Raw genomic sequence first — 18,933 nt, 5'->3', positions numbered from 1 at the left:
ATGGGGAAGCACTGGGGAGTGTGGGCGACTGCGTTGCTGCTGGCAGTGAGTATCTCGGGGTGTGGCGAAAAGAACGAGGCAGCACCGGCGAAGGTCGCGATCGATCCGGCCTTCGAGGCCGAACAACAGCAGTGGCGCCAACAGCGCTACGAAGCGCTGCACGCCGCCGATGGCTGGACCAGCCTGGTTGGCCTGCACTGGCTGGAGTACAAGGCGCACTACATCGGGCGTGGGCCGGGCAGCGGCATCCGCCTGGCGGTCGGCCCGGACAAGCTCGGCATGGTCGCGCGCGAGGGCAGCACCGTCTGGTTCACGCCGGAGCGTGGCGTGCCGATGCGCGTGGAGGGCAAGCCGGTCACCGGCCGCATCCGCTTCTTCAGCGATCGCGATCCAACGCCGACCGTCATCGCCTTCGATGACGACAAGGGCCGGCTCAGCCTGATCCATCGCGGTGAGCGCTTCGCGCTGCGGGTCAAGCACGCCGATGCCCCCTCGCGGACGAACTTCACCGGCCTGACGTACTGGCCGGGTGGCCCGTCGTGGCGCATCACCGCGCGCTTCGTGCCACATCCGGCCGGCAAGACGCTGCCGATCGTGGACATCACCGGGCTGACCACGAACATGCCCAATGCCGGCACGCTGGAACTCGAACGCGACGGCCACACTTGGCGGCTGGAGGCGATCGGCGAGCCTGGGCGCGAGCTGTTCGTGATCTTCGGCGATCGCACCAGCGGCCACGGCAGCTATCCGGCTGGCCGCTATCTCGATCTGCCCGCGCCCGACGCGCAGGGCCGGGTGGTGATCGATTTCAATCACGCCTACAACCCGCCGTGCGCGTTCACGCCGTTCGCGACCTGTCCACTGACACCCCCTGAAAACCGCCTGGACCTGCGTGTGGACGCAGGTGAGCAGGCGTACCACGCCCCTGAAGGAGAGGCTTGATGATCTCGATGTTGTCGCGTGTCGTATCCCCGTTGCTGATCGCTGCGAGCCTGTTGGTCGGTACGGGAAGCGCCGAAGCGCGCCCGGCGGCGCCGAGCGCGCCGACAGCGGCCAAGGCCACCCCGCCGGTCCCGCTGCTGTGGAAGGTCACCGGCCCGGGCGACAGCCGCCTGTATCTGCTGGGCTCGTTCCATCTCCTGCAGCCCACCGATTATCCGCTCTCTGCTGATGTCGATCAGGCGTTCACCGCCTCCCAGCGAGTGGTGTTCGAGCTGTCGCCGCAGGACATGGAATCGCCGCAGCTGGCGCAGAAAATGGTGCAGGCCGCGATGCGCACCGATGGCTCGGAGCTGAAACGCGACCTGGACGCCGCGACCTGGACCAAGCTGCAGGCCTATGCGCAGGAGAACAAGCTGCCGCTGGCCCAACTGCAGGGCATGAAGCCGTGGTTCGTCGGCCTGACCATCACCCTGAGCCAGTTCACCAAGATGGGCCTGGACCCGGCGCTTGGGCTGGATCGCCATTTCATGACCCGCGCCGCCAGCGCCGGCAAGGCCACCGCCGGGCTGGAAGACATCGACACCCAGATCGCCGTGCTGTCGGGGATGTCGGCCAAGGAGCAGCAGCAGATGGTCGCCGAGGCGCTTGAGCAGGCCGGCAAGGGCGACGAGATGGGCCGCAAGCTGCATGACGCCTGGCGCCGCGGCGACGACACGCTGCTGTGGACCTCGATGGCCACCGAAATGCGCGGCCAGTACCCGCAGCTGTACAAGCGCATCAACACCGACCGCAACGATGCCTGGGTGCCCAAGCTGCAGCAGCATCTGCAGGCCGGGCAGGGCGGCACGATGGTGGTGGTGGGCACGTTGCACCTGCTCGGCAACGACGGTGTGGTCGAAAAGCTGCGTGCCAAGGGCTACAAGGTGGAGCGCGTCTGCACCGGCTGCGCCAAGCCCAAGCGCTGATGCGCGCGGCTGGAGGGCGATAGGGTCGACCGGATGGGGTCGACGACGTCGCCGGTCCCTGAAACGAGAAAAGGCGCGGCCCGAGGGCTGCGCCTTTTTCTTGGTTGCGCCGAGCGGGGGCTCAGCGGCGGGTCTTGCCTGCGCCCGGTGCCGGCGTTTCCGGCTTCTTGCCGGTACCCGTACCCGTGCCGGTACCCGTTCCAGTGCCACCCGGACGGCCACCGAAGCCGCCGCCCATGTTGCGCTGGAAATCCTGCCACATCTCCATGTTGCGCTCGGTCAGCTGGTTCATCATCGCCCAGGGGGTCTGGCCGAGGAGATTGCCCATCTGCTGGCGGAACTGCTGCTGCTGGTCCAGGAAGACCTGCATGCTGCGCTCCAGATAGTTGCCCATGAAGCCCTGCAGGGAGTCGCCATAGAAGCGGATCAGCTGGCTGAGCAACTGGGTGGACAGCATCGGTTCGCCGTCCTGCTCCTGGTCGGCGATGATCTGCAGCAGCACCGAGCGGGTCAGGTCATCGCCGCTCTTGGCGTCACGCACCTCGAAGTCCTCACCGTCCAGGATCAGCTGGCGCACATCCTCTATGGTGATGTAGCTGGAGATTTCCGTGTCGTAGAGCCGGCGGTTCGGATACTTCTTGATAATGCGGGTCGCAGCCATGAAGCAGTCACTCATCACAGTAGGCGCGCAGCATGGCGCAGTGCAGCAGCCTATGCAACCGCCATAGGTAGCAAGGGGCCGCATTTATGTTGCGCAACATGGAGTGCAGCAATTTCGGCCCTTACCACCCCATGTGGTGGCCGCCGTTGATATCCAGATTGGAGCCGGTGATCCAGGACGCTTCCTCGTTGACCAGGAAGGCCACTGCGTAGGCGATTTCCTCCGGCTTGCCGAGGCGGCCGGTGGGGATGTCGGCGATGATCTTGGCGCGCACTTCGTCCGGCACGGCCATCACCATGTCGGTGGCCACGTAGCCCGGCGAAATCGTATTCACGGTGATGCCGAAGCCGGCATTCTCACGCGCCAGCGAAATGGTGAAGCCGTGCATGCCGGCTTTGGCCGCGGCGTAGTTGGCCTGGCCGTACTGGCCCTTCAGGCCGTTGATCGAGCTGATCTGGATGACCCGGCCCCAGCCGCGGCGGCGCATGCCCTCGATGACCGGACGGGTGACGTTGAACACCGAATTGAGGTTGGTGTTGATCACGTCGTGCCACTGGTCCGCGCGCATGCGGTGGAAGGTGGTGTCGCGGGTGATGCCGGCGTTGTTGATCAGGATCTCGACCGGGCCCAGCGCCGCTTCAACCGCCTGCACCATGCTTTCGGCGGTGCCGGGGTCGGACACATCGCCCGGGAAGATCGCTACGTCGCAGCCGCGCGCCAGCATCTTCTCGCGCCAGGCCCTGGCTTTGGCTTCGTCACGGTAGTTGGTGGCGACCCGATGGCCCTGGTCGGCCAGGCGTTGGCAGATGGCAGTACCGATACCGCCGGTACCACCGGTGACCAGTGCGACGCGAGATGTCATGAGCAGCTACTCCGAAAGGCAGGGCCAACAAGGGGGAAAGCGATTCTGCAACATCAGGGGGCAAAAGGGGCAGCCTCGCCAGCGGCGTGCAGGGTGGAAATGTCGCCCGGTGGCAACCGGGCCGGATCGAAGCTGGTGGCGGCCTGCTGAAGCCACCCGCCCACATCATCGCCCTCCGCACCGATCAATGGCTCCTGGCCCAGCTGCGCCCATGCCCGGCGCAGGGCCGGCAGCGGCCGGGCCGGGTCCACCGGCAGCGCCGCCTCGGACTTGGAGAGCTTGCGCCCGTCCGGGCCGAGCAGGAGCGGCAGATGCAGATAGCGCGGTGTCGGCAAACCCAGCGCCTGCTGCAGCAGGATCTGGCGCGGTGTGGAATCGAGCAGGTCCGCCCCACGCACCACATCGGTCACCTGCTGCGCGCCATCGTCGACCACGACCGCCAGCTGGTAGGCCCAATAGCCGTCGGCGCGGCGCAGCACGAAGTCGCCAACCTCGGCGTGCACGTCCTGCACGATGCGGCCCTGCAATCCGTCATTGAACCCCACCACACTGCCGGGCGGCACCCGCAGCCGCACGGCAGGCTGCGCACGCTCGGCACGGGCCACGCAGTGGTGATGGATGCCGCCCTGCGCGGCCAGCTCGCTGCGGCTGCAATGGCAGGCAAACGCCTTGCCCTCGCGCAGCAGCCGGTCCAGCGCCGCCTGATACACCGCATCGCGCTGGCTCTGATGCACGACCGGCCCGTCACTGGTCAGGCCGAATGCCGCCAATGTGGCCAGTTGGCCGCTGACCGCGCCGGGCACCGTTCGAGGAGGATCGACGTCTTCCACCCGCACCAGCCAGCGGCCGCCCGCGTGCCGCGCGAGCAGCCAGCTGCCCAGCGCGGCCAGCAGCGAGCCGGGGTGCAGAGGGCCGGTAGGCGAGGGCGCAAATCGGCCGCAGTAGGGGGGCATGGACATGAACTATGAATCGTCGGTCAGTTTGCGACTTGAATTCAAGCTGAAGTCACCGCAGATTTGCATTCATCAACCTCCCATGAGCGTCCTTTTCCCATGTTCAGTCGCATTGCTCTCTTCCTGCTGACCAACTTTGCGGTGCTGATCCTGGCCGGCATCGTGATGTCGGTACTGGGCGTCAATCCCAACCAGATGAGCGGCCTGCTGGTCTTCGCGGCCATCTTCGGTTTCGGCGGCTCGTTCATCTCGCTGCTGCTGTCCAAGTTCATGGCCAAGCGTTCCACCGGCGCCGTCGTGATCACCGAGCCGCGCAACCCCACCGAACGCTGGTTGCTGGCCACTGTCGAGCGCCAGGCCCGCGAAGCCGGCATCGGCATGCCCGAAGTGGCCGTGTACGAAGGCCCGGAAATCAACGCCTTCGCCACGGGCGCCAACCGCAACAAGGCCCTGGTCGCCGTCTCCACCGGCCTGCTGCACAACATGAGCGAAGACGAAGCCGAAGCCGTGCTCGGCCATGAAATCGCCCACGTCGCCAACGGTGACATGATCACCATGGCCCTGCTGCAGGGCGTGCTCAACACCTTCGTGATCGTCCTGGCCCGCATCGTCGGCGGCTTCATCGACAGCGCCCTGTCCGGCAACCGCGAAGGCGGCGGCCGCGGCTTTGCGTACTACATCATCGTGTTTGTCCTGGAAATGGTGTTCGGCCTGTTCGCCACCATGATCTCCATGTGGTTCTCCCGTCACCGCGAATTCCGCGCCGACGCCGGTGGCGCCCACCTGGCCGGCCGCCAGAAGATGATCGCCGCCCTCGAGCGCCTCAAGGTCAACCACGGCCAAAGCACCCTGCCGACCCAGATCGCCGCCTTCGGCATCGCCGGCGGCGCCGCCAAGAAGCTGTTCATGAGCCACCCCCCGCTGGACGAGCGCATCGCCGCCCTGCGCGCCGCCAACAACACCGTGGTGTAACCCACACCGCAGTGCGCAGAACAGAACGCCCGGCCTCCGCCGGGCGTTTTTGTTGGCGGGCGCCCGCGACCAAAAAATGTCAGTGCCGTCCAGTAGATGTCAGGAGCGTTGAGCTCTCCCATCCGCCACATCGAGATCTGTCGAGAGGCCGGTGGATAGCCTGGGCCAAGACCGTCGGGGCGCCATGGATGGCGCCCACGAGCCCCCAGGGATGGGTTTACGGCGCGTCTTGGCTCAGGCTACCCACCGGCCTCCCGCCCTCAGCAATGGAAGCGCTGCCGCTGCCGTTGCCGTTACCGTTACCGTTACCGTTGCCAGCATTCAACAGCAGCCGACCAGCGGTCGGCACTACCGAAGCACGACGAGCCAGGCTCGCTATGACGCGTCCAGAACGGCGCACGATGACAGCCCACAAACAACAACGGCGCCCGAAGGCGCCGTCATCATGCAGATCAGATCAGGCGCAACCCGATCAGAACTTCGCGTCGAACTCCGCCGCGTAGCCCGTATTGACCAGCACCTTCTGCAGCGCATCGCTGATCTTCACATTGCCAGCCACGATCTGCTGGGTCTCCGGACCGCGGCTGTCCATACGGGCCGGGGTCGCACCCTTGAAATCGCACACACGGCCACCGGCCTCACGGACCAGCAGCACACCAGCGGCGATGTCCCAGGCCTTCACACCGGCCTCGAAGTACGCATCGGCACGGCCACAGGCCACATAGGCCAGATCCAGCGCCGCCGAACCCGTGCGGCGCACGTCTTCGGCCTGCACCAGCAGCGCGTCCACCGCCTTCAGCTGCGCGCTCGTGCGCTGACGCTCACGCGGTGCAAAACCGGTATGGATCATCGCGCCGCCCAGATCCTTGCGCTCGGCAATCCGGATACGGCGGTCATTGAACACCGCGCCCGCACCACGGCTGGCGGTGAACAACTCATTGCGGAGCGGATCGAAGATCACCGCGTCGATCGGCTCACCGTTCTCGACCAGGGCGATGGACACGCAGTAGTGCGGGAAGCCGCGCAGGTAGTTGCTGGTGCCGTCCAGCGGATCGATGACCCACATGTAACGGTTGACCGACTGCACGCCACCTTCCTCACCCATGATCCCGTACTCGGGATAGGCGCGCTTGAGTTCCTTGACGATGACCTTTTCCGCATCTGCATCGACTTCACTGGCATAGTCCATGCGGCCCTTCTGCACGACGTTCAACGCCTCGAGCTTGTTGATGTTGCGCAACAGGACGTTGCCGGCGAGGCGGGCGGCCTTGACCATGACGGTGACGGCGGGTTTCTGCATGGCGAAAAGCTCCCGTAAAGGCAGAGTAGGGGTTTGGCGGGGGAAAAGAGCGGTCCCGGCGCAGAGGCCGGTCGCACAGTTTACCATTTGTCGCTGTCCTGCTCGCATTTGGCCTGTTCATGTCCGTTCAAACCGCTCCCGCCCGCATCCGCTTCGTCCTGGTCGGCACCCAGCACCCCGGAAACATGGGGGCGGCCGCACGTGCCATGAAAACCATGGGCCTGGGCCGCCTGGTCCTGGTCGCCCCGGAAAAACCGCTGGATGAAGAGGCCTTCCGCCGCTCGGCCGGTGCCGAAGACGTCCTCGGCGACGCGCCGGTCGTGGCGACCCTGGCCGAGGCCGTGGCCGACTGCCGCTTCGTGCTGGGCTGTACCGCCCGCTCGCGCCGGGTCCAGCTGGAAGAACTGCTGCCGGCCGTGGCCGCCCAGCGCGTGCTGGCCAAGGCGGCCGAGCCGGCCGAAGTGGCCTTCGTGTTCGGCCGTGAACGCACCGGCCTGACCAATGAAGAGCTGCAGCTCTGCCACGCCGCCGTGCATATTCCGTCCAACCCGGACTTCAGTTCATTGAACCTGGCCGCCGCCGTCCAGGTGCTGGCCTATGAAGTGCGCATGGCCCTTCTCGGCGCGGCCGATGCCCCCGCCGCCGCGCCGGCCGACCCCGGCTTCGGCGAAGCGCCGGCCAGCCATGCCCAGGTGGAAGGCCTGTTCGGCCAGCTGGGTGACACCTTGGATGAGATCGATTTCCACAAGGGCCGTGCCCCCGAATCGGCGATGCGCAAGCTGCGCCGCCTGTTCCTGCGTACCGAGCTGAGCGAGCAGGAAGTGCGGCTGCTGCGCGGCATTCTGTCCGACGCACAGCGCATGGCGAGATTGGCGACAAATAAGCCCCTGTAAGCCGACGCAGTTCTCACTTTTTCGGGTAGTCTGTCTCGATTCCTTGGGGGGAGTGATGGGCTTGTCGGGACTGCGAAGGCTGCTGCAGAGCGTATTGCTGTGTCTGGCCATCGCCGCGACGACGGGGTCGGCCTGGGCCGGTCCCGCCCACGAACTGGTGCTGGGAAGGATCAGCGACGACCCGAAGTCTCACTATGCACAGCTGCAGCCCCTGCTGGATTACGTGATCCCGCGCATGCGCGATGTCGGCATTACCGAAGGCCGCATCCTGATGGCGCGGGACGCCCAGCAGATGGGCAGCTATCTGCGCCGCGGCCGGGTCGACTGGGTCACTGAAACCTCCGGCACCGCCGTCGCGCTGGGCCTGCGCAGCGGCGCCAGGCCCCTGCTGCTGACCGAGCGCAGCGGCGTGCGGGAGTACCACACGGTGTTCTTCGTGCGCCGCGACAGCCCCATCCAGACCCTGGAAGATCTGCGCGGGCATACGCTGGCGCTGCAGAACGTGGCCTCCACCAGCGCCTACCTGGTGCCGGTGATGACGTTGTTGCAGCATGGCGAAACCCCGGAAATTCTGGCGTCGCTGGGTGACACGGCGGCACCGGACAGCGTGGGCTATGTGTTCGCGCGGTCCGAATCCAACATCGCCACCTTCGTCCACAAGGGGCTGGTCGATGCCGGGGCGGTGAGCAGCGTGGACTGGGCCGACAGCAAGCGTATCCCGGCCAACTTCGTGCGTGACTTCCGGGTCATCCACCGCACCGAGCCGTATCCGCGCGCTGTGGAAATGGTGCGCGAAGGGCTCGACCCGCGGGTCCGCGACCGCCTGCAGGAGGTGCTGCTGGAGGCCGCCTCGGACCCGCAGGGACGCAGTGCATTGAATGTGTTTTTTGGTACGTCCGGGTTCCACCGCGTGGATGCACAGATGCAGCACCGGCTGGATGAATTGAAACAGGGCTTGACGCGCGTGCGGATGGAAGTGGAATGAGTCGGTTGGGTTCCGGAATGCAGGCAAAGTTCGTGCTGGCGATGAGCGGCGCGATGCTGGTGGTGGTGGCCATCGTGGCGGTGGTGCTGGGGCGTCAGGCGACGATGCAGGGCGAGGTCCAGCACCTCAGCGGCAACGTCATCCATGACCTGTTCGACCGCAGCGTGCGCAGCCGGGGTGAGGCCTTGGCGCGCGAGCTGTCCGATGCGCTGGCCAACCCGCTGTACTACAACGACCTGGAGCAGGTCGGCGCGCTGGTGCGCAACACCTCGCGCCAGCAGGTGGTGCGCTACGTGCTGGTGTTCGACGAGAACGGCCGGCTGATCCACGATGGCTCGGTGGACGTGCTCGAGTTCGGTCAGCCGATGCGCGATCCGCTGGCGACCGGTGCGGTCGGTGCGCGCGAGCTGGTCGTCCAGCAGTCGCCCAAGGTGCTCGACAACGCGATGCCGATCATGATCGGCAACCAGCGCATCGGCGGGGTCCGCGTAGGCATGGCGCTGGATGATGTCCAGGCGATGGAAAAGAAAGCCAACCAGACCCTGGGCGAGCGGCTGCAGCAGGTCGGCAAGCGGCATCTGGGCTGGCTGCTGCTGATGCTGGGCCTGCTGGTCGGCATTGGCGCGGTGGTGATCATCTATGTGCAGCGCACGCTGGTCACCCCGATCCGCTGGCTGGCCGGCGCCGCCCGCCAGATCGAGGCGGGCGACTACAACCTGCAGATGCGCCAGAGCCATCGCCAGGACGAGGTAGGCGAACTGGTGCGGGCATTCGGTCGCATGAGCCAGGCCATCGCCCGGCATGACCGTGAAGTGCGGCACATGGCCTATACCGACGCGCTGACCGGTCTGACCAACCGGCTGGCCTTCCGCGAAGCGCTGGACCATCGGCTGATGGCCGCGCGTGCGTCGGGCCACCGGCTGGGACTGCTGTTCGCCGACATCGACGATTTCAAGCGCGTCAACGACACCCTCGGCCATGAGGCTGGCGATGAAGCCCTGCTGCAGTTCGCCCAGCGCATCAGCGCCGCGGTCGCGCAGGCCGGTGGCGATGAGGCCCTGCTGGCCCGCTTCGGTGGCGATGAGTTCGTGATCCTGATCGGCGAAGGTGACGTGGCTGCCCGCGCCCGCGAGCTGGCCGAAATCCTGGTCCGCGAGCTGGGGCAGCCACTGGTGGTGCAGGGCAGGGAGCTGTTCCTGGGCACCTCGATCGGCGTGACCCTGTTCCCGGACGATGCCGCCGATGCCACCACGCTGCTCAAGAACGGCGACATCGCGATGTACCAGGCCAAGATGGCCGGTAAAAACTGTTACCGCTACTACAGCCGGGCGATGGACCATGCGGTCGAGCGCCGCGTGCACATGGAGCAGGAGCTGCGCGGCGCCTGGGAGCGCGGCGAACTGCGGCTGGCCTATCAGCCGATCTACCGGACCCGCGACCGCCGTATGGTCGGCGTGGAGGTGCTGCTGCGCTGGCAGCACCCCACCTTGGGCACGATTCCGCCCTCGGTGTTCATCGAAGTGGCCGAGCAGAGCGGCCTGATCGAAGTGATCGGTCCCAAGGTGCTGCGCGCGGCCTGTACCGAGGCGGTGCAGTGGCCGCCGGGTGCCGATGGCGAAGGCCTGTTCGTCTCGGTCAACGTGTCACCGCGCCAGCTGCGCGGTGGCGAGCTGCCAACGCTGGTTGCCGACTGCCTGCGCGACACCGGGCTGCCGGCGTCGCGCCTGCACCTGGAACTGACCGAAACGGCGGTGATCGGTGATGAAATGCTGGCCGCCGCATTGCTGGACAAGCTGCACCGGACGGGCGTGAAGGTCTGGCTGGACGACTTCGGAACCGGCTTCTCCGGCCTGAGCCACCTGCGCCAGGTGCCCGTGGACGGGGTCAAGATCGACAAAAGCTTCGTGGCCGACATGCAGCGTGACCCGGACGACCTGGCCTTGACCACGGCGATCATCGCCATGGCCCATGCGCTGGGGATCACCGTGGTGGCCGAAGGCATCGAGCAGGAAGTGCAGTTCGATCTGCTGGCCCAGCGCGGCTGCGACCTGGCCCAGGGCTACTGGTTGAGCCACCCGGTCAGCGCCACGGACGTGGTGCAGCTGCTCGAGGCCGGCAGCTGACGCTAGACCGGGCGCTTGCTGCTGTCGCCGGAGATCTCGCGGACCAGCTTGGGGACCAGGTAGCCGGACAGGCGTGCGGTCAGCTGTGCATGCAGGTCCTTGGCGGTGTCGTCGGCCACTTCGAAATGGGCGACGCCTTCCACCCGGTCCACCTGATACAGGTAATAGGGCAGCACGCCCGCCGCGAAACTGCGCTCGCTCAGGCCCTGCAGCGCCTGGATCGAATCGTTGACCCCGCGCAGCAGCACCGCCTGGTTGAGCAGGGTGGCGCCGGCCGCGCGCAGGCGCGCCATCGCAGCATCCACGGTCGCATCGAATTCGTTGGCGTGGTTGGCATGGATCACGAACGCCACCGGCCACGGCAGCGAGGCGATCCACTGCACCAGTTCCTCATCCACGCGCTCGGGCAGGACCACGGGCAGGCGGCTGTGGATGCGCAGGCGGCGCAGGTGCGGAATCTGCTTCAGGGCCTGGGTCAGCTCCACCAGCTTGTGGGTCGCCAGCGACAGCGGGTCGCCGCCGGACAGGATCACCTCGTCGATGTCCGGGTCCTGCGCGATCGCATCGACCGCATCGCGCCAGCCCTCGCGGGCCGCGTTTTCGGTGCCGTAGTCGAAATGGCGGCGGAAGCAGTAGCGGCAGTTGATCGCGCAGCTGCCGGTGGTGACCAGCAGGGCACGGCCACGGTACTTCTGGATGACCCCCGTGGCCTTCTTGGCCGCGCCATCGCCGACCGCGTCCAGGCTGAAGCCGGGCACGACCTTCAGCTCGTCGGTGATCGGCAGGACCTGCCGGAGCAGGGGGTCATGCCGGTCGCCATGGCGCATCCGGGCCGCGAAGCCCTGCGGCACGCGCACCGCGAACTGGCCGGCCGCCTCGTCAGAGACCCCCAGCGCTACCGGATCCAGCCCCAGCTGCCGCAGCAGCTCGCGCGGGTCGCGGATCGCCTCGCGCCACCGTTGCTGCCAGCGGACGGGGGCGGCCAGGGGCATGGCGGAAAGCTGCATGGAATGGGGGCCTGCGGTTATCATGTGGGTCAGAAATATCGAGTCACCCCACCGGTGTCGGTGGGATTTCCCATTCTATCCGGCTCGCCGCGCCTGCGCGGCGTTTGCCCATTCAGGAGTTTCAGCATGGCCACTGTTGGCATGAACGATGTCAAGAACGGGATGAAGATCCTGATCAACAACGAACCGGCCGTCATCACTGAGACCGAATACGTCAAGCCGGGCAAGGGCCAGGCCTTCACCCGCATGAAGTACCGCTTCATCAAGTCGGGCCGCGTGGTCGAAATGACCATGAAGGCGACCGACGACGTGGAGAAGGCCGATGTTGTTGATACCAACATGGACTTCATGTACAGCGACGGCGAGTTCTGGCACTTCATGGACCCGGAAACCTTCGAGCAGGTCCAGGCCACCAAGGCCGGCATGGGTGGTGCGGACAAGTGGCTGAAGGGCGAGGAAGTCTGCATCGTGACGCTGTGGAACGGCGAGCCTATCTTCGTGCAGCCGCCGAACTTCGTGGAACTGAAGATCACCGAAACCGATCCGGGCGTCCGTGGCGACACCTCGGGCGGCGGCGGCAAGCCGGCCACCCTGGAAACCGGCGCCGTGGTCCGCGTGCCGCTGTTCGTCAACCAGGATGAAATCATCAAGGTCGACACCCGCTCGGGCGAATACTCCGCACGCGCAGGCAAGTAATCCGGGTACGCGGCAGCGCATTCGCGCTGGCGCTCCCACGATCCGCGCCGCGGATCGTGGGCCCCAACTCACCAGCATCCACACTCCGCCGCTTCGCGGCCGCCCCTGACCCAGGGGCCAGTCCTCCAGAAGCATCGCGGTAGCCGTCCAGCATGGGACCGGTCTTCTGAAGGTTCGAGGTAGGCCCTGCCGTAGGCTGACCTGTTTCTCCAGCAAAGTGAGCCCGCATGACCGACACCGCCCGCATTCCCGAAGCCTGTGACCTGTTGATCGAAGCCGGTTACGTGGTCCCGATCGAGCCGCATGCGGTGGTGCTGGAAGACCATGCCGTGGCCGTGCGTGGCAGTGAGATCATCGCGATCCTGCCGCGTGCGCAAGCGCGCGAGCGCTTTGCGCCCAAGCAGACCGTGTCCCGACCGGACGCGGCGCTGATGCCGGGTCTGGTCAACGCGCATACCCACAATCCCATGACCCTGCTGCGGGGCGTCGCCGACGACCTGCCGCTGATGGTCTGGCTGCAGCAGCACATCTGGCCGGTGGAAGCGGCGGTGATCGGGCCGGAGTTCGTGGCCGACGGCACCACCCTGGCGATCGCCGAGATGCTGCGCGGCGGTACCACCTGCGCCAACGAAAATTACTTCTTCTCCGACGTCCAGGCCGCCGTCTACAAGCAGCACGGGTTCCGTGCGCTGGTCGGTGCGGTGATCATCGATTTCCCGACCGCCTGGGCCAAGACCGACGACGAGTACTTCGCCAAGGCCGGCGAGCTGCACGACCAGTGGCGCAACGATCCGCTGATCGGCACCTCGTTCGCCCCGCACGCGCCGTATACCGTCAACGACGCGAACTTCGAACGCGTGCGCATGCTGTCCGACCAGCTGGACATGCAGGTGCACCTGCACACGCATGAAACCGCGCAGGAAATCAGCGACTCGATCAAGCTGCATGGCCAGCGTCCGCTGGCGCGTCTGGATCGGCTCGGCCTGGTCAACGACCGCCTGATCGCGGTGCACATGACCCAGTTGACCGAGGCTGAGATCCATCTGTGCGCCGAGCGCGGCGTCAGCGTGGTGCATTGCCCCGAATCCAACCTCAAGCTGGCCTCCGGGTTCTGCCCGGCCTGCGCGCTGCAGCGCGCCGGTGTGAACCTGGCGATCGGCACCGATGGCTGTGCCAGCAACAATGACCTGGACATGTTCAGCGAGAACCGGACCGCGGCGATCCTGGCCAAGGCCGTGGCCAATGACGCCACCGCGCTGGACGCGGCCACCACGCTGCGTGCGGCCACCCTGGGCGGCGCACGCGCGCTGGGCTTCGGCGACCGTATCGGCTCGATCGAGGTCGGCAAGCAGGCCGATCTGGTCTGCGTGGATCTCTCCGCGCTGGAAACCCAACCGCTGCACCATGTGCTCTCGCAGCTTGTCTACGCCGCCGGCCGCCACCAGGTCAGCGATGTCTGGATCGCGGGCCAGCCCAAGCTGGTCCAGCGCGAACTGGTCGGCATGGACACCGCCGCGATCGTCGCCAACGCCCGCCAGTGGCGCGAGCGTATCCGACACATCCGTGCTTGATGCATCAAGGATCCCCATGAACACCCCCCAAGCTTCCACCAATTTCGATCAGGCCGAACTGGACAAGTTCGCCGCGCTCGCCAACCGCTGGTGGGACGTCGATGGCCCGCAGAAGCCGCTGCACGCGTTGAACCCGGTGCGCCTGCAGTACGTCGCCCAGCGCGTCACCCTGCGCGGCGCCCGCGTACTTGATATCGGCTGCGGTGGCGGCCTGCTCAGCGAAGCGCTGGCCAAGGAAGGCGCGGACGTCACCGCGATCGACCTGGCCCCGGAACTGGTCAAGGTCGCCCGCCTGCACGGGCTGGAGTCGGGCGTCACGGTCGACTACCGCGTGCAGGCCGCTGAAGACCTGGCCGCCGAACAGCCGGGCAGCTTCGATGTGGTGACCTGCATGGAAATGCTCGAGCACGTGCCGGACCCGGGCGCGATCATCGCCGCCTGCCATCGCCTGCTCAAGCCGGGCGGCCAGCTGTTCCTGTCCACCGTGAACCGCACCCCGGCCGCGTTCGCCGTGGCGATCGTCGGTGCCGAATACGTGGCGCGGCTGCTGCCCAAGGGCACGCACCACTACCAGGATTTCATCAAGCCGGCCGAGCTGGGCAAGTGGCTGCGTGAGGCTGATTTCAACCTGCGCGATGTCAGCGGCATGGCCTATGAGCCGTGGCGCAACCGTGCCCGCCTGAGCACGCGCACCGACATCAATTACCTGGCCCACGCGGTCAAGCCGGACGACGCGGCACGTGTCTGAGTCCGGTTTCCCGCCGGCGGTGCTGTTCGATCTGGACGGCACCCTGCTGGACAGCGCCCCGGACATGCTGGCCACCGCCAACGCGATGCTGGCCGAACGCGAGCGTGCGCCGATCACCTTGGACGCGCTGCGCCCGGTGGTCTCCAAGGGCTCGCGTGCGATGGTCTCGGTGGCGTTTCCCGAGCTGGGGCAGGACGCGCGTGATGCGCTGGTGCCGGAGTTTCTGGCGCGCTACGAAGGCCTGATCGGCCAGCATGCCGTGCTGTTCGATGGCATCGCCGGCATGCTCGACGCGCTTGATGCGGCCGGCTGCGCGTGGGGCATCGTCACCAACAAGCCCGAGTATCTGGCCCGGCTGATCGTGCCGCAGCTGGGCTGGCAACAGCGCTGCAAGGTGCTGATCGGCGGCGACACCCTGGCCCAGCGCAAGCCGCACCCACTGCCGCTGTTGGCCGCCGCCGAGCGCATGGGCATCGCCCCGGGCACGTGTATCTACGTGGGCGATGACGAGCGCGACATCGTCGCCGCCAACGCCGCCGGCATGGCCTCGGTCGCCGCGCTGTGGGGCTATCGGCTCGATGCCGACGATCCCATGGCCTGGGGCGCCGACACGCTGATCGCACGTCCCGAACACCTGCAACATGCCAAGGCGTGGCCGCTTCCGCGCACGCTCTAGCCTTTCAAGGAATACACCGTGAGTACTCCCAGCGCCCTGGACAGTTTCCTGGACAAGTGGCGGACCCGTTGGCCCGAGTGGCAGGTGGCCGAACGCTTCGTGCCCGAGCACCAGCGCACCCTGGTGGTGGCGTGGTTCTCGCTGCTGCAGGAGTTTGACGACATCCTCAATACCGCCGGCGACCCGATGCCGTCCGACGCCAAACTGGCGTGGTGGGGTGAAGAGCTGCGCAGCTGGTCCGCACAGCGCTCGCGCCATCCGCTGGGCCGTGTGCTCGAGCCGGTGCGCGCGCCGTGGGCGCAGCTGGCCGAGACCTTGCCCGATCTGATCCAAGCGCGTGCGGTACCGGTCGATCCGGCGCAGGCGCTGCGCGCGTTGCAGGCCTATGCGGCCGCCGTGGCCGCGGTCGAAGCGGTGATGTTCGATACCCCGGCGCGTGGCGATGTCGCCACCGCGGTGCTGGTGCAGACCCTGGCCCAGCGCCTGCATGAGAGTGGCGTCGCCGCGATTCCGCGTTCGCTGCTGGCCGAGGATGACACCGCGGCACCGCGCAAGTGGGCGCAGCAGCTGCTGGCGAAGTGGCCGGCGCGGGTTGCCGGCCCGCGTCCCCGCCGGCTGTACGCCGCGTTGGCCCGTGCCCGCCAGCAGACCTGGGCGCAGGACCGCCAGTACCAGGCCACGCCGATGCGTACGCTGTGGCGGACCTGGTGGGCTGCGCGAGGCTGAGCGTGGGTGCCGGCCCGCGGCCGGCACTCCGTTACTTCCCGCGGTCCAGCACCAGCAGCGGGTCGATGCGGGTATCGAACCAGTTCATGCCCCAGTGCAGATGCGGGCCGGTCGCACGACCGGTCGCACCGACAGCGGCGATCACCTGGCCCTGCTCGACGCGGTCGCCGACCTTCACGTCGATGCGCGACAAGTGCAGGAAATTCGAACTGATCCCGAAGCCGTGATCCAGCAGCAGCGTGCCGCCGGTCAGATACAGGTCCGGGCCGGCGAAGGTGACCACGCCGGCGGCCGGTGCCTTCACCGGGGTGCCGGTCGGCACCGCGATGTCCATGCCGGAGTGGCCCGAACCGGGTTGGCCGTTATAGACGCGCGCATTGCCGAAGCGGCCGCTGATGCGGCCCTGCACCGGCCAGATGAAGGCCTGTGCGAAGTCGGCGCGATTGTCATCGCGGGCACGCGCGGCGGTGACCTGCGCCTGCTCACGCTTGATCCGCTCGGCAATCGCCGGCGGCGGATTGACCGTCTTCGGCGGCACGCCGTTGACGCGCTCGGTCGGCCAGTCACGCGGGGTGACCGCGATGCTGGCCGTTTCAGTGCCGCCGTCCGGACGCGTCACCTGCACCTGCAACGGACCTTTCTCATCGCGGCCGATGCCGAACACCACGCTGCCGTACCCGCTCACGCGCAGGGTGCGGCCGCCGTACTGCACGACGCTGCCGGCCGGCACCTTGCCGATCACCATCGCGCCCTGCGAGGCGCTGGCCGGAAACACCACGCGCGCATCGGCCTGGGCCACGGCGGGCGAGGGCAGCAGACTACCCATCGCCGCGACGCCTGCGGCCGCCAGGGCCGCGCTCAACACCCGTGCCCGCATCAGCGGTCGAAGCTCATGCGCTGGCCGTTCGGCGAGCCCACCAGCTTCTCGCCATCCCACGCCAACTGCCCGTTGACCCAGGTCGAGGCGATGCGCGAACGGAAGGTGGTGCCTTCAAACGGCGACCAGCCGCACTTGGACAGCACGTCTTCGCGCTTGACGGTGAAAGGCACGTCTTCGACCAGCACCAGATCGGCGAAGTAGCCTTCGCGCAGGTAGCCACGCTGGCTGACATCGAACAGCTGCGCCGGCGCGTGCGCGAACTTCTGCACGACCTGGGTGATCTCCAGTTTGCCTTCGTGCACCAGTTCCAGCGCGGCGACCAGTGCGTACTGCACCAGCGGCAGGCCGGACGGCGCCTGTGCATAGGGCTTCTGCTTTTCTTCCCAGGTGTGCGGCGCATGATCGGTGGCGAGCACGTCGATCACGTCATCGGCCACGGCGCGGGTCAGCGCTTCGCGGTCGCTGGCTTCCTTGATCGCCGGGTTGCACTTGATCAGGTTGCCCAGCCGCGCGTAATCGCTGCGGTCGAAACGCAGGAAGTGGATGCACGTTTCGGCGGTGATCTGCTTGCGGCTGCCATCGGCGCGGATCAGCGGGCCGCGTTCGAACAGGGCCAGCTCATCGGCGGTGGAGATATGCAGCACGTGCAGGCGGGTGCCGTGCTTCCTGGCCAGCGACACGGCCAGCTCGGAGGACTTCAGGCACGCCTCGCGCGAGCGGATGTCCGGGTGCTGCTCGGCACTCAGGGCATCGCCATACTTCTCGGCGTACTCCTTGGCCTTGGCATCGATCATCGGCGTGTCTTCGCAGTGCGTGATGATCGGCGTAGGCGCATCGCGGAAGATCGCATCGAGCGTTTCCGGGTTGTCGACCAGCATGTTGCCGGTGGAGGCGCCCATGAACACCTTGATGCCCGGCGCGGTCTTGGGATCCAGCGACTGGATGTGGGCCAGGTTGTCGTTGCTGGCGCCCATGTAGAAGCCGTAGTTGGCGCGTGCGCGGCCGGCGGCGGCATCGTATTTGGACTGCAGGATCTCGGCGTTGAGCGTGGGCGGGTTGGTGTTGGGCATGTCCATGAAGCTGGTCAGGCCCCCGGCGACGGCCGCGGCCGATTCGGTCGCGATGTCGCCCTTGTGGGTCAGGCCGGGCTCACGGAAATGGACCTGGTCGTCGATCATGCCCGGCAGCAGCCAGCGGCCGGCGGCGTCGACGACGGTTTCGCCAGGGCGGGCATCCAAACCGGGGCCGATCTGCGCGATGCGGCCATCTTCGATGCGCAGGTCACCCTGGGTGATGGTGCCTTCGTTGACCAGGCGGGCGTTGACGATGAGCGTGGAGGACATTCAGTGTTTTCCTGTGCAGCGGCAGGTAGCGTCATGCGCGGCGCGCGGGGGCACCTCGTCGATGCCACCGGGATGGAAGGGATGGCAGCGGCCCAGCCGGCGCGCGGCCAGCCAGCTGCCGCGCGCGGGGCCATGGGTGGCGATGGCTTGCATGGCGTATTCAGAACAGCTGGGCATGAAGCGGCAACGCGGCCCCAGCAGCGGGCTGATGAAGCGCTTGTAGAAGCGCAGCAGGGCGATGAGCAGGCGTGAGATCACCCCCCAATCTTATTCCAGTTGGCATGAAGGGCGCATTTGTCGCAGGATGGGGCGTTGGACCCGTCCGCACCCACGCGCGCGACGGGCCGCCCCGGCGTGTCGCCGGGTCAGGTACCGAACTGCGCACGTTGGCCCGCCTGCCAGGCGGGCCGGTCGCACGCCTTGCGACTCCGGGGCTGAACGGAGTAGGCGGTGTGGTTGCTGCTGCTGGTCGGGTAGGCTATAAAGGCCCGCTTTCCCGGGCCCCGGGGAATCCAAGGAAGAGCGTTTCGTGGCTGCTAAAAAAACTGCAAAGAAGGCCGTCAAGGCCGCCAAGAAAACCGCCAAGCCTGTTGTAAAGAAGTTGGCGGCCAAGTCCGTTGCCAAGAAGCC

At 67.0% G+C, this 18,933-nt stretch carries 19 protein-coding genes; 11 read left to right on the top strand and 8 right to left on the bottom strand.

The window, feature by feature from the left end; all coding sequences use genetic code 11:
- Together ACWV8V_RS08800 and ACWV8V_RS08795 are read left to right on the top strand one after the other, a co-directional pair.
- Positions 1 to 942 (top strand): DUF1684 domain-containing protein, encoded by a 942-nt coding sequence (locus ACWV8V_RS08800; RefSeq protein ID WP_455899478.1) that lies wholly within the window; start codon positions 1 to 3, stop codon positions 940 to 942.
- Positions 942 to 1,907, top strand: a complete 966-nt coding sequence (locus ACWV8V_RS08795; RefSeq protein WP_429000564.1) for a TraB/GumN family protein — start codon at positions 942 to 944, stop codon at positions 1,905 to 1,907. Before ACWV8V_RS08800 ends, ACWV8V_RS08795 begins: the two co-directional genes overlap by 1 nt.
- Before the next feature lie 121 nt (positions 1,908 to 2,028).
- On the opposite strand, the gene phaR is transcribed toward ACWV8V_RS08795, so the two are convergent.
- The 3 genes from phaR to gluQRS all read right to left on the bottom strand — a co-directional run bounded on the left by phaR (position 2,029) and on the right by gluQRS (position 4,389).
- Complete coding sequence (phaR, locus tag ACWV8V_RS08790; protein ID WP_259261488.1) at positions 2,029 to 2,568, bottom strand: polyhydroxyalkanoate synthesis repressor PhaR; 540 nt, start codon at positions 2,566 to 2,568, stop codon at positions 2,029 to 2,031.
- Between the two features lie 121 nt (positions 2,569 to 2,689).
- Entirely contained in the window at positions 2,690 to 3,430 is a 741-nt protein-coding gene (gene phbB, locus ACWV8V_RS08785) for an acetoacetyl-CoA reductase (protein ID WP_346467920.1), read from the bottom strand.
- Positions 3,431 to 3,483: 53 nt separating this feature from the next.
- Positions 3,484 to 4,389, bottom strand: a complete 906-nt coding sequence (gene gluQRS / locus ACWV8V_RS08780; protein ID WP_455899477.1) for a tRNA glutamyl-Q(34) synthetase GluQRS — start codon at positions 4,387 to 4,389, stop codon at positions 3,484 to 3,486.
- Positions 4,390 to 4,482: 93 nt separating this feature from the next.
- Between gluQRS and htpX the strand changes: the two genes are divergently transcribed.
- Positions 4,483 to 5,355 carry a protease HtpX gene (gene htpX, locus ACWV8V_RS08775; RefSeq protein ID WP_121038240.1) on the top strand — a complete coding sequence of 291 codons (873 nt, stop codon included), beginning with the start codon at positions 4,483 to 4,485 and terminating at the stop codon, positions 5,353 to 5,355.
- Between the two features lie 472 nt (positions 5,356 to 5,827).
- Here the strand turns inward: htpX and ACWV8V_RS08770 are convergent, their stop codons facing one another.
- Positions 5,828 to 6,655, bottom strand: coding sequence for an inositol monophosphatase family protein (locus ACWV8V_RS08770; protein ID WP_019182815.1), 828 nt, complete (start codon positions 6,653 to 6,655; stop codon positions 5,828 to 5,830).
- Positions 6,656 to 6,774: 119 nt separating this feature from the next.
- Between ACWV8V_RS08770 and ACWV8V_RS08765 the strand changes: the two genes are divergently transcribed.
- The 3 genes from ACWV8V_RS08765 to ACWV8V_RS08755 all read left to right on the top strand — a co-directional run bounded on the left by ACWV8V_RS08765 (position 6,775) and on the right by ACWV8V_RS08755 (position 10,656).
- Positions 6,775 to 7,548: an RNA methyltransferase gene (locus ACWV8V_RS08765; protein ID WP_455899476.1), complete on the top strand. Its 774-nt coding sequence runs from the start codon at positions 6,775 to 6,777 to the stop codon at positions 7,546 to 7,548.
- A 61-nt stretch (positions 7,549 to 7,609) separates the two neighbouring features.
- Complete coding sequence (locus tag ACWV8V_RS08760) at positions 7,610 to 8,533, top strand: phosphate/phosphite/phosphonate ABC transporter substrate-binding protein (RefSeq protein ID WP_455899475.1); 924 nt, start codon at positions 7,610 to 7,612, stop codon at positions 8,531 to 8,533.
- On the top strand, positions 8,530 to 10,656 hold the full coding sequence (locus tag ACWV8V_RS08755) for a putative bifunctional diguanylate cyclase/phosphodiesterase (protein ID WP_259261492.1): 2,127 nt from the start codon (positions 8,530 to 8,532) through the stop codon (positions 10,654 to 10,656). The genes ACWV8V_RS08760 and ACWV8V_RS08755 overlap by 4 nt, the downstream gene beginning before the upstream one ends.
- Positions 10,657 to 10,658: 2 nt before the next feature.
- Here ACWV8V_RS08755 and epmB read toward each other — a convergent pair whose 3' ends face one another.
- The gene (gene epmB, locus ACWV8V_RS08750) at positions 10,659 to 11,663 is read right to left on the bottom strand and encodes an EF-P beta-lysylation protein EpmB (protein ID WP_455899474.1); all 1,005 of its coding nucleotides are present in this window, start codon (positions 11,661 to 11,663) and stop codon (positions 10,659 to 10,661) included.
- A 126-nt stretch (positions 11,664 to 11,789) separates the two neighbouring features.
- On the opposite strand from epmB, the gene efp reads away from it, so the two are divergent.
- The 5 genes from efp to ACWV8V_RS08725 all read left to right on the top strand — a co-directional run bounded on the left by efp (position 11,790) and on the right by ACWV8V_RS08725 (position 16,080).
- Positions 11,790 to 12,359, top strand: coding sequence for an elongation factor P (gene efp, locus ACWV8V_RS08745; protein WP_123730708.1), 570 nt, complete (start codon positions 11,790 to 11,792; stop codon positions 12,357 to 12,359).
- Positions 12,360 to 12,586: 227 nt separating this feature from the next.
- Positions 12,587 to 13,930 carry a TRZ/ATZ family hydrolase gene (locus tag ACWV8V_RS08740; protein ID WP_123730709.1) on the top strand — a complete coding sequence of 448 codons (1,344 nt, stop codon included), beginning with the start codon at positions 12,587 to 12,589 and terminating at the stop codon, positions 13,928 to 13,930.
- Positions 13,931 to 13,946: 16 nt separating this feature from the next.
- Positions 13,947 to 14,678, top strand: a complete 732-nt coding sequence (gene ubiG, locus ACWV8V_RS08735; protein WP_259261494.1) for a bifunctional 2-polyprenyl-6-hydroxyphenol methylase/3-demethylubiquinol 3-O-methyltransferase UbiG — start codon at positions 13,947 to 13,949, stop codon at positions 14,676 to 14,678.
- A complete protein-coding gene (locus tag ACWV8V_RS08730; RefSeq protein WP_259261495.1) occupies positions 14,671 to 15,354 on the top strand; it encodes a phosphoglycolate phosphatase in 684 nt (227 codons plus the stop codon). Before ubiG ends, ACWV8V_RS08730 begins: the two co-directional genes overlap by 8 nt.
- Positions 15,355 to 15,372: 18 nt before the next feature.
- Positions 15,373 to 16,080, top strand: coding sequence for a squalene/phytoene synthase family protein (locus ACWV8V_RS08725; protein ID WP_455899473.1), 708 nt, complete (start codon positions 15,373 to 15,375; stop codon positions 16,078 to 16,080).
- 31 nt (positions 16,081 to 16,111) lie between these two features.
- Here ACWV8V_RS08725 and ACWV8V_RS08720 read toward each other — a convergent pair whose 3' ends face one another.
- From ACWV8V_RS08720 to yidD, 3 genes are read right to left on the bottom strand one after another with little or no spacing between them, the layout of a single operon-like run.
- Positions 16,112 to 16,957 carry a M23 family metallopeptidase gene (locus ACWV8V_RS08720; protein WP_259261497.1) on the bottom strand — a complete coding sequence of 282 codons (846 nt, stop codon included), beginning with the start codon at positions 16,955 to 16,957 and terminating at the stop codon, positions 16,112 to 16,114.
- Positions 16,957 to 18,303, bottom strand: a complete 1,347-nt coding sequence (locus ACWV8V_RS08715) for a dihydroorotase (protein WP_282264030.1) — start codon at positions 18,301 to 18,303, stop codon at positions 16,957 to 16,959. The genes ACWV8V_RS08720 and ACWV8V_RS08715 overlap by 1 nt, the downstream gene beginning before the upstream one ends.
- The gene (gene yidD / locus ACWV8V_RS08710) at positions 18,304 to 18,561 is read right to left on the bottom strand and encodes a membrane protein insertion efficiency factor YidD (protein ID WP_121038212.1); all 258 of its coding nucleotides are present in this window, start codon (positions 18,559 to 18,561) and stop codon (positions 18,304 to 18,306) included. It abuts the gene before it with no gap.
- Positions 18,562 to 18,933: the final 372 nt, after the last annotated feature.

It is taken from the genome of Stenotrophomonas sp. Ker107b (genome assembly GCF_053847245.1).
Note: the sequence above shows the minus strand (reverse complement) of the source record. Positions and strands in the feature narration are given on the sequence as shown.

Bases quoted from the DNA above. Each gene is read 5' to 3' on its own strand.
- ACWV8V_RS08765 (WP_455899476.1), top strand. From the start codon at position 6,775: ATGTCCGTTCAAACCGCTCCCGCCCGCATCCGCTTCGTCCTGGTCGGC.
- ACWV8V_RS08770 (WP_019182815.1), bottom strand. From the start codon at position 6,655: ATGCAGAAACCCGCCGTCACCGTCATGGTCAAGGCCGCCCGCCTCGCC.
- ACWV8V_RS08740 (WP_123730709.1), top strand. From the start codon at position 12,587: ATGACCGACACCGCCCGCATTCCCGAAGCCTGTGACCTGTTGATCGAA.
- ubiG (WP_259261494.1), top strand. From the start codon at position 13,947: ATGAACACCCCCCAAGCTTCCACCAATTTCGATCAGGCCGAACTGGAC.
- gluQRS (WP_455899477.1), bottom strand. From the start codon at position 4,389: ATGTCCATGCCCCCCTACTGCGGCCGATTTGCGCCCTCGCCTACCGGC.
- efp (WP_123730708.1), top strand. From the start codon at position 11,790: ATGGCCACTGTTGGCATGAACGATGTCAAGAACGGGATGAAGATCCTG.
- ACWV8V_RS08720 (WP_259261497.1), bottom strand. From the start codon at position 16,957: ATGCGGGCACGGGTGTTGAGCGCGGCCCTGGCGGCCGCAGGCGTCGCG.
- ACWV8V_RS08755 (WP_259261492.1), top strand. From the start codon at position 8,530: ATGAGTCGGTTGGGTTCCGGAATGCAGGCAAAGTTCGTGCTGGCGATG.
- phbB (WP_346467920.1), bottom strand. From the start codon at position 3,430: ATGACATCTCGCGTCGCACTGGTCACCGGTGGTACCGGCGGTATCGGT.
- phaR (WP_259261488.1), bottom strand. From the start codon at position 2,568: ATGGCTGCGACCCGCATTATCAAGAAGTATCCGAACCGCCGGCTCTAC.
- ACWV8V_RS08715 (WP_282264030.1), bottom strand. From the start codon at position 18,303: ATGTCCTCCACGCTCATCGTCAACGCCCGCCTGGTCAACGAAGGCACC.
- epmB (WP_455899474.1), bottom strand. From the start codon at position 11,663: ATGCAGCTTTCCGCCATGCCCCTGGCCGCCCCCGTCCGCTGGCAGCAA.
- ACWV8V_RS08800 (WP_455899478.1), top strand. From the start codon at position 1: ATGGGGAAGCACTGGGGAGTGTGGGCGACTGCGTTGCTGCTGGCAGTG.
- htpX (WP_121038240.1), top strand. From the start codon at position 4,483: ATGTTCAGTCGCATTGCTCTCTTCCTGCTGACCAACTTTGCGGTGCTG.
- ACWV8V_RS08795 (WP_429000564.1), top strand. From the start codon at position 942: ATGATCTCGATGTTGTCGCGTGTCGTATCCCCGTTGCTGATCGCTGCG.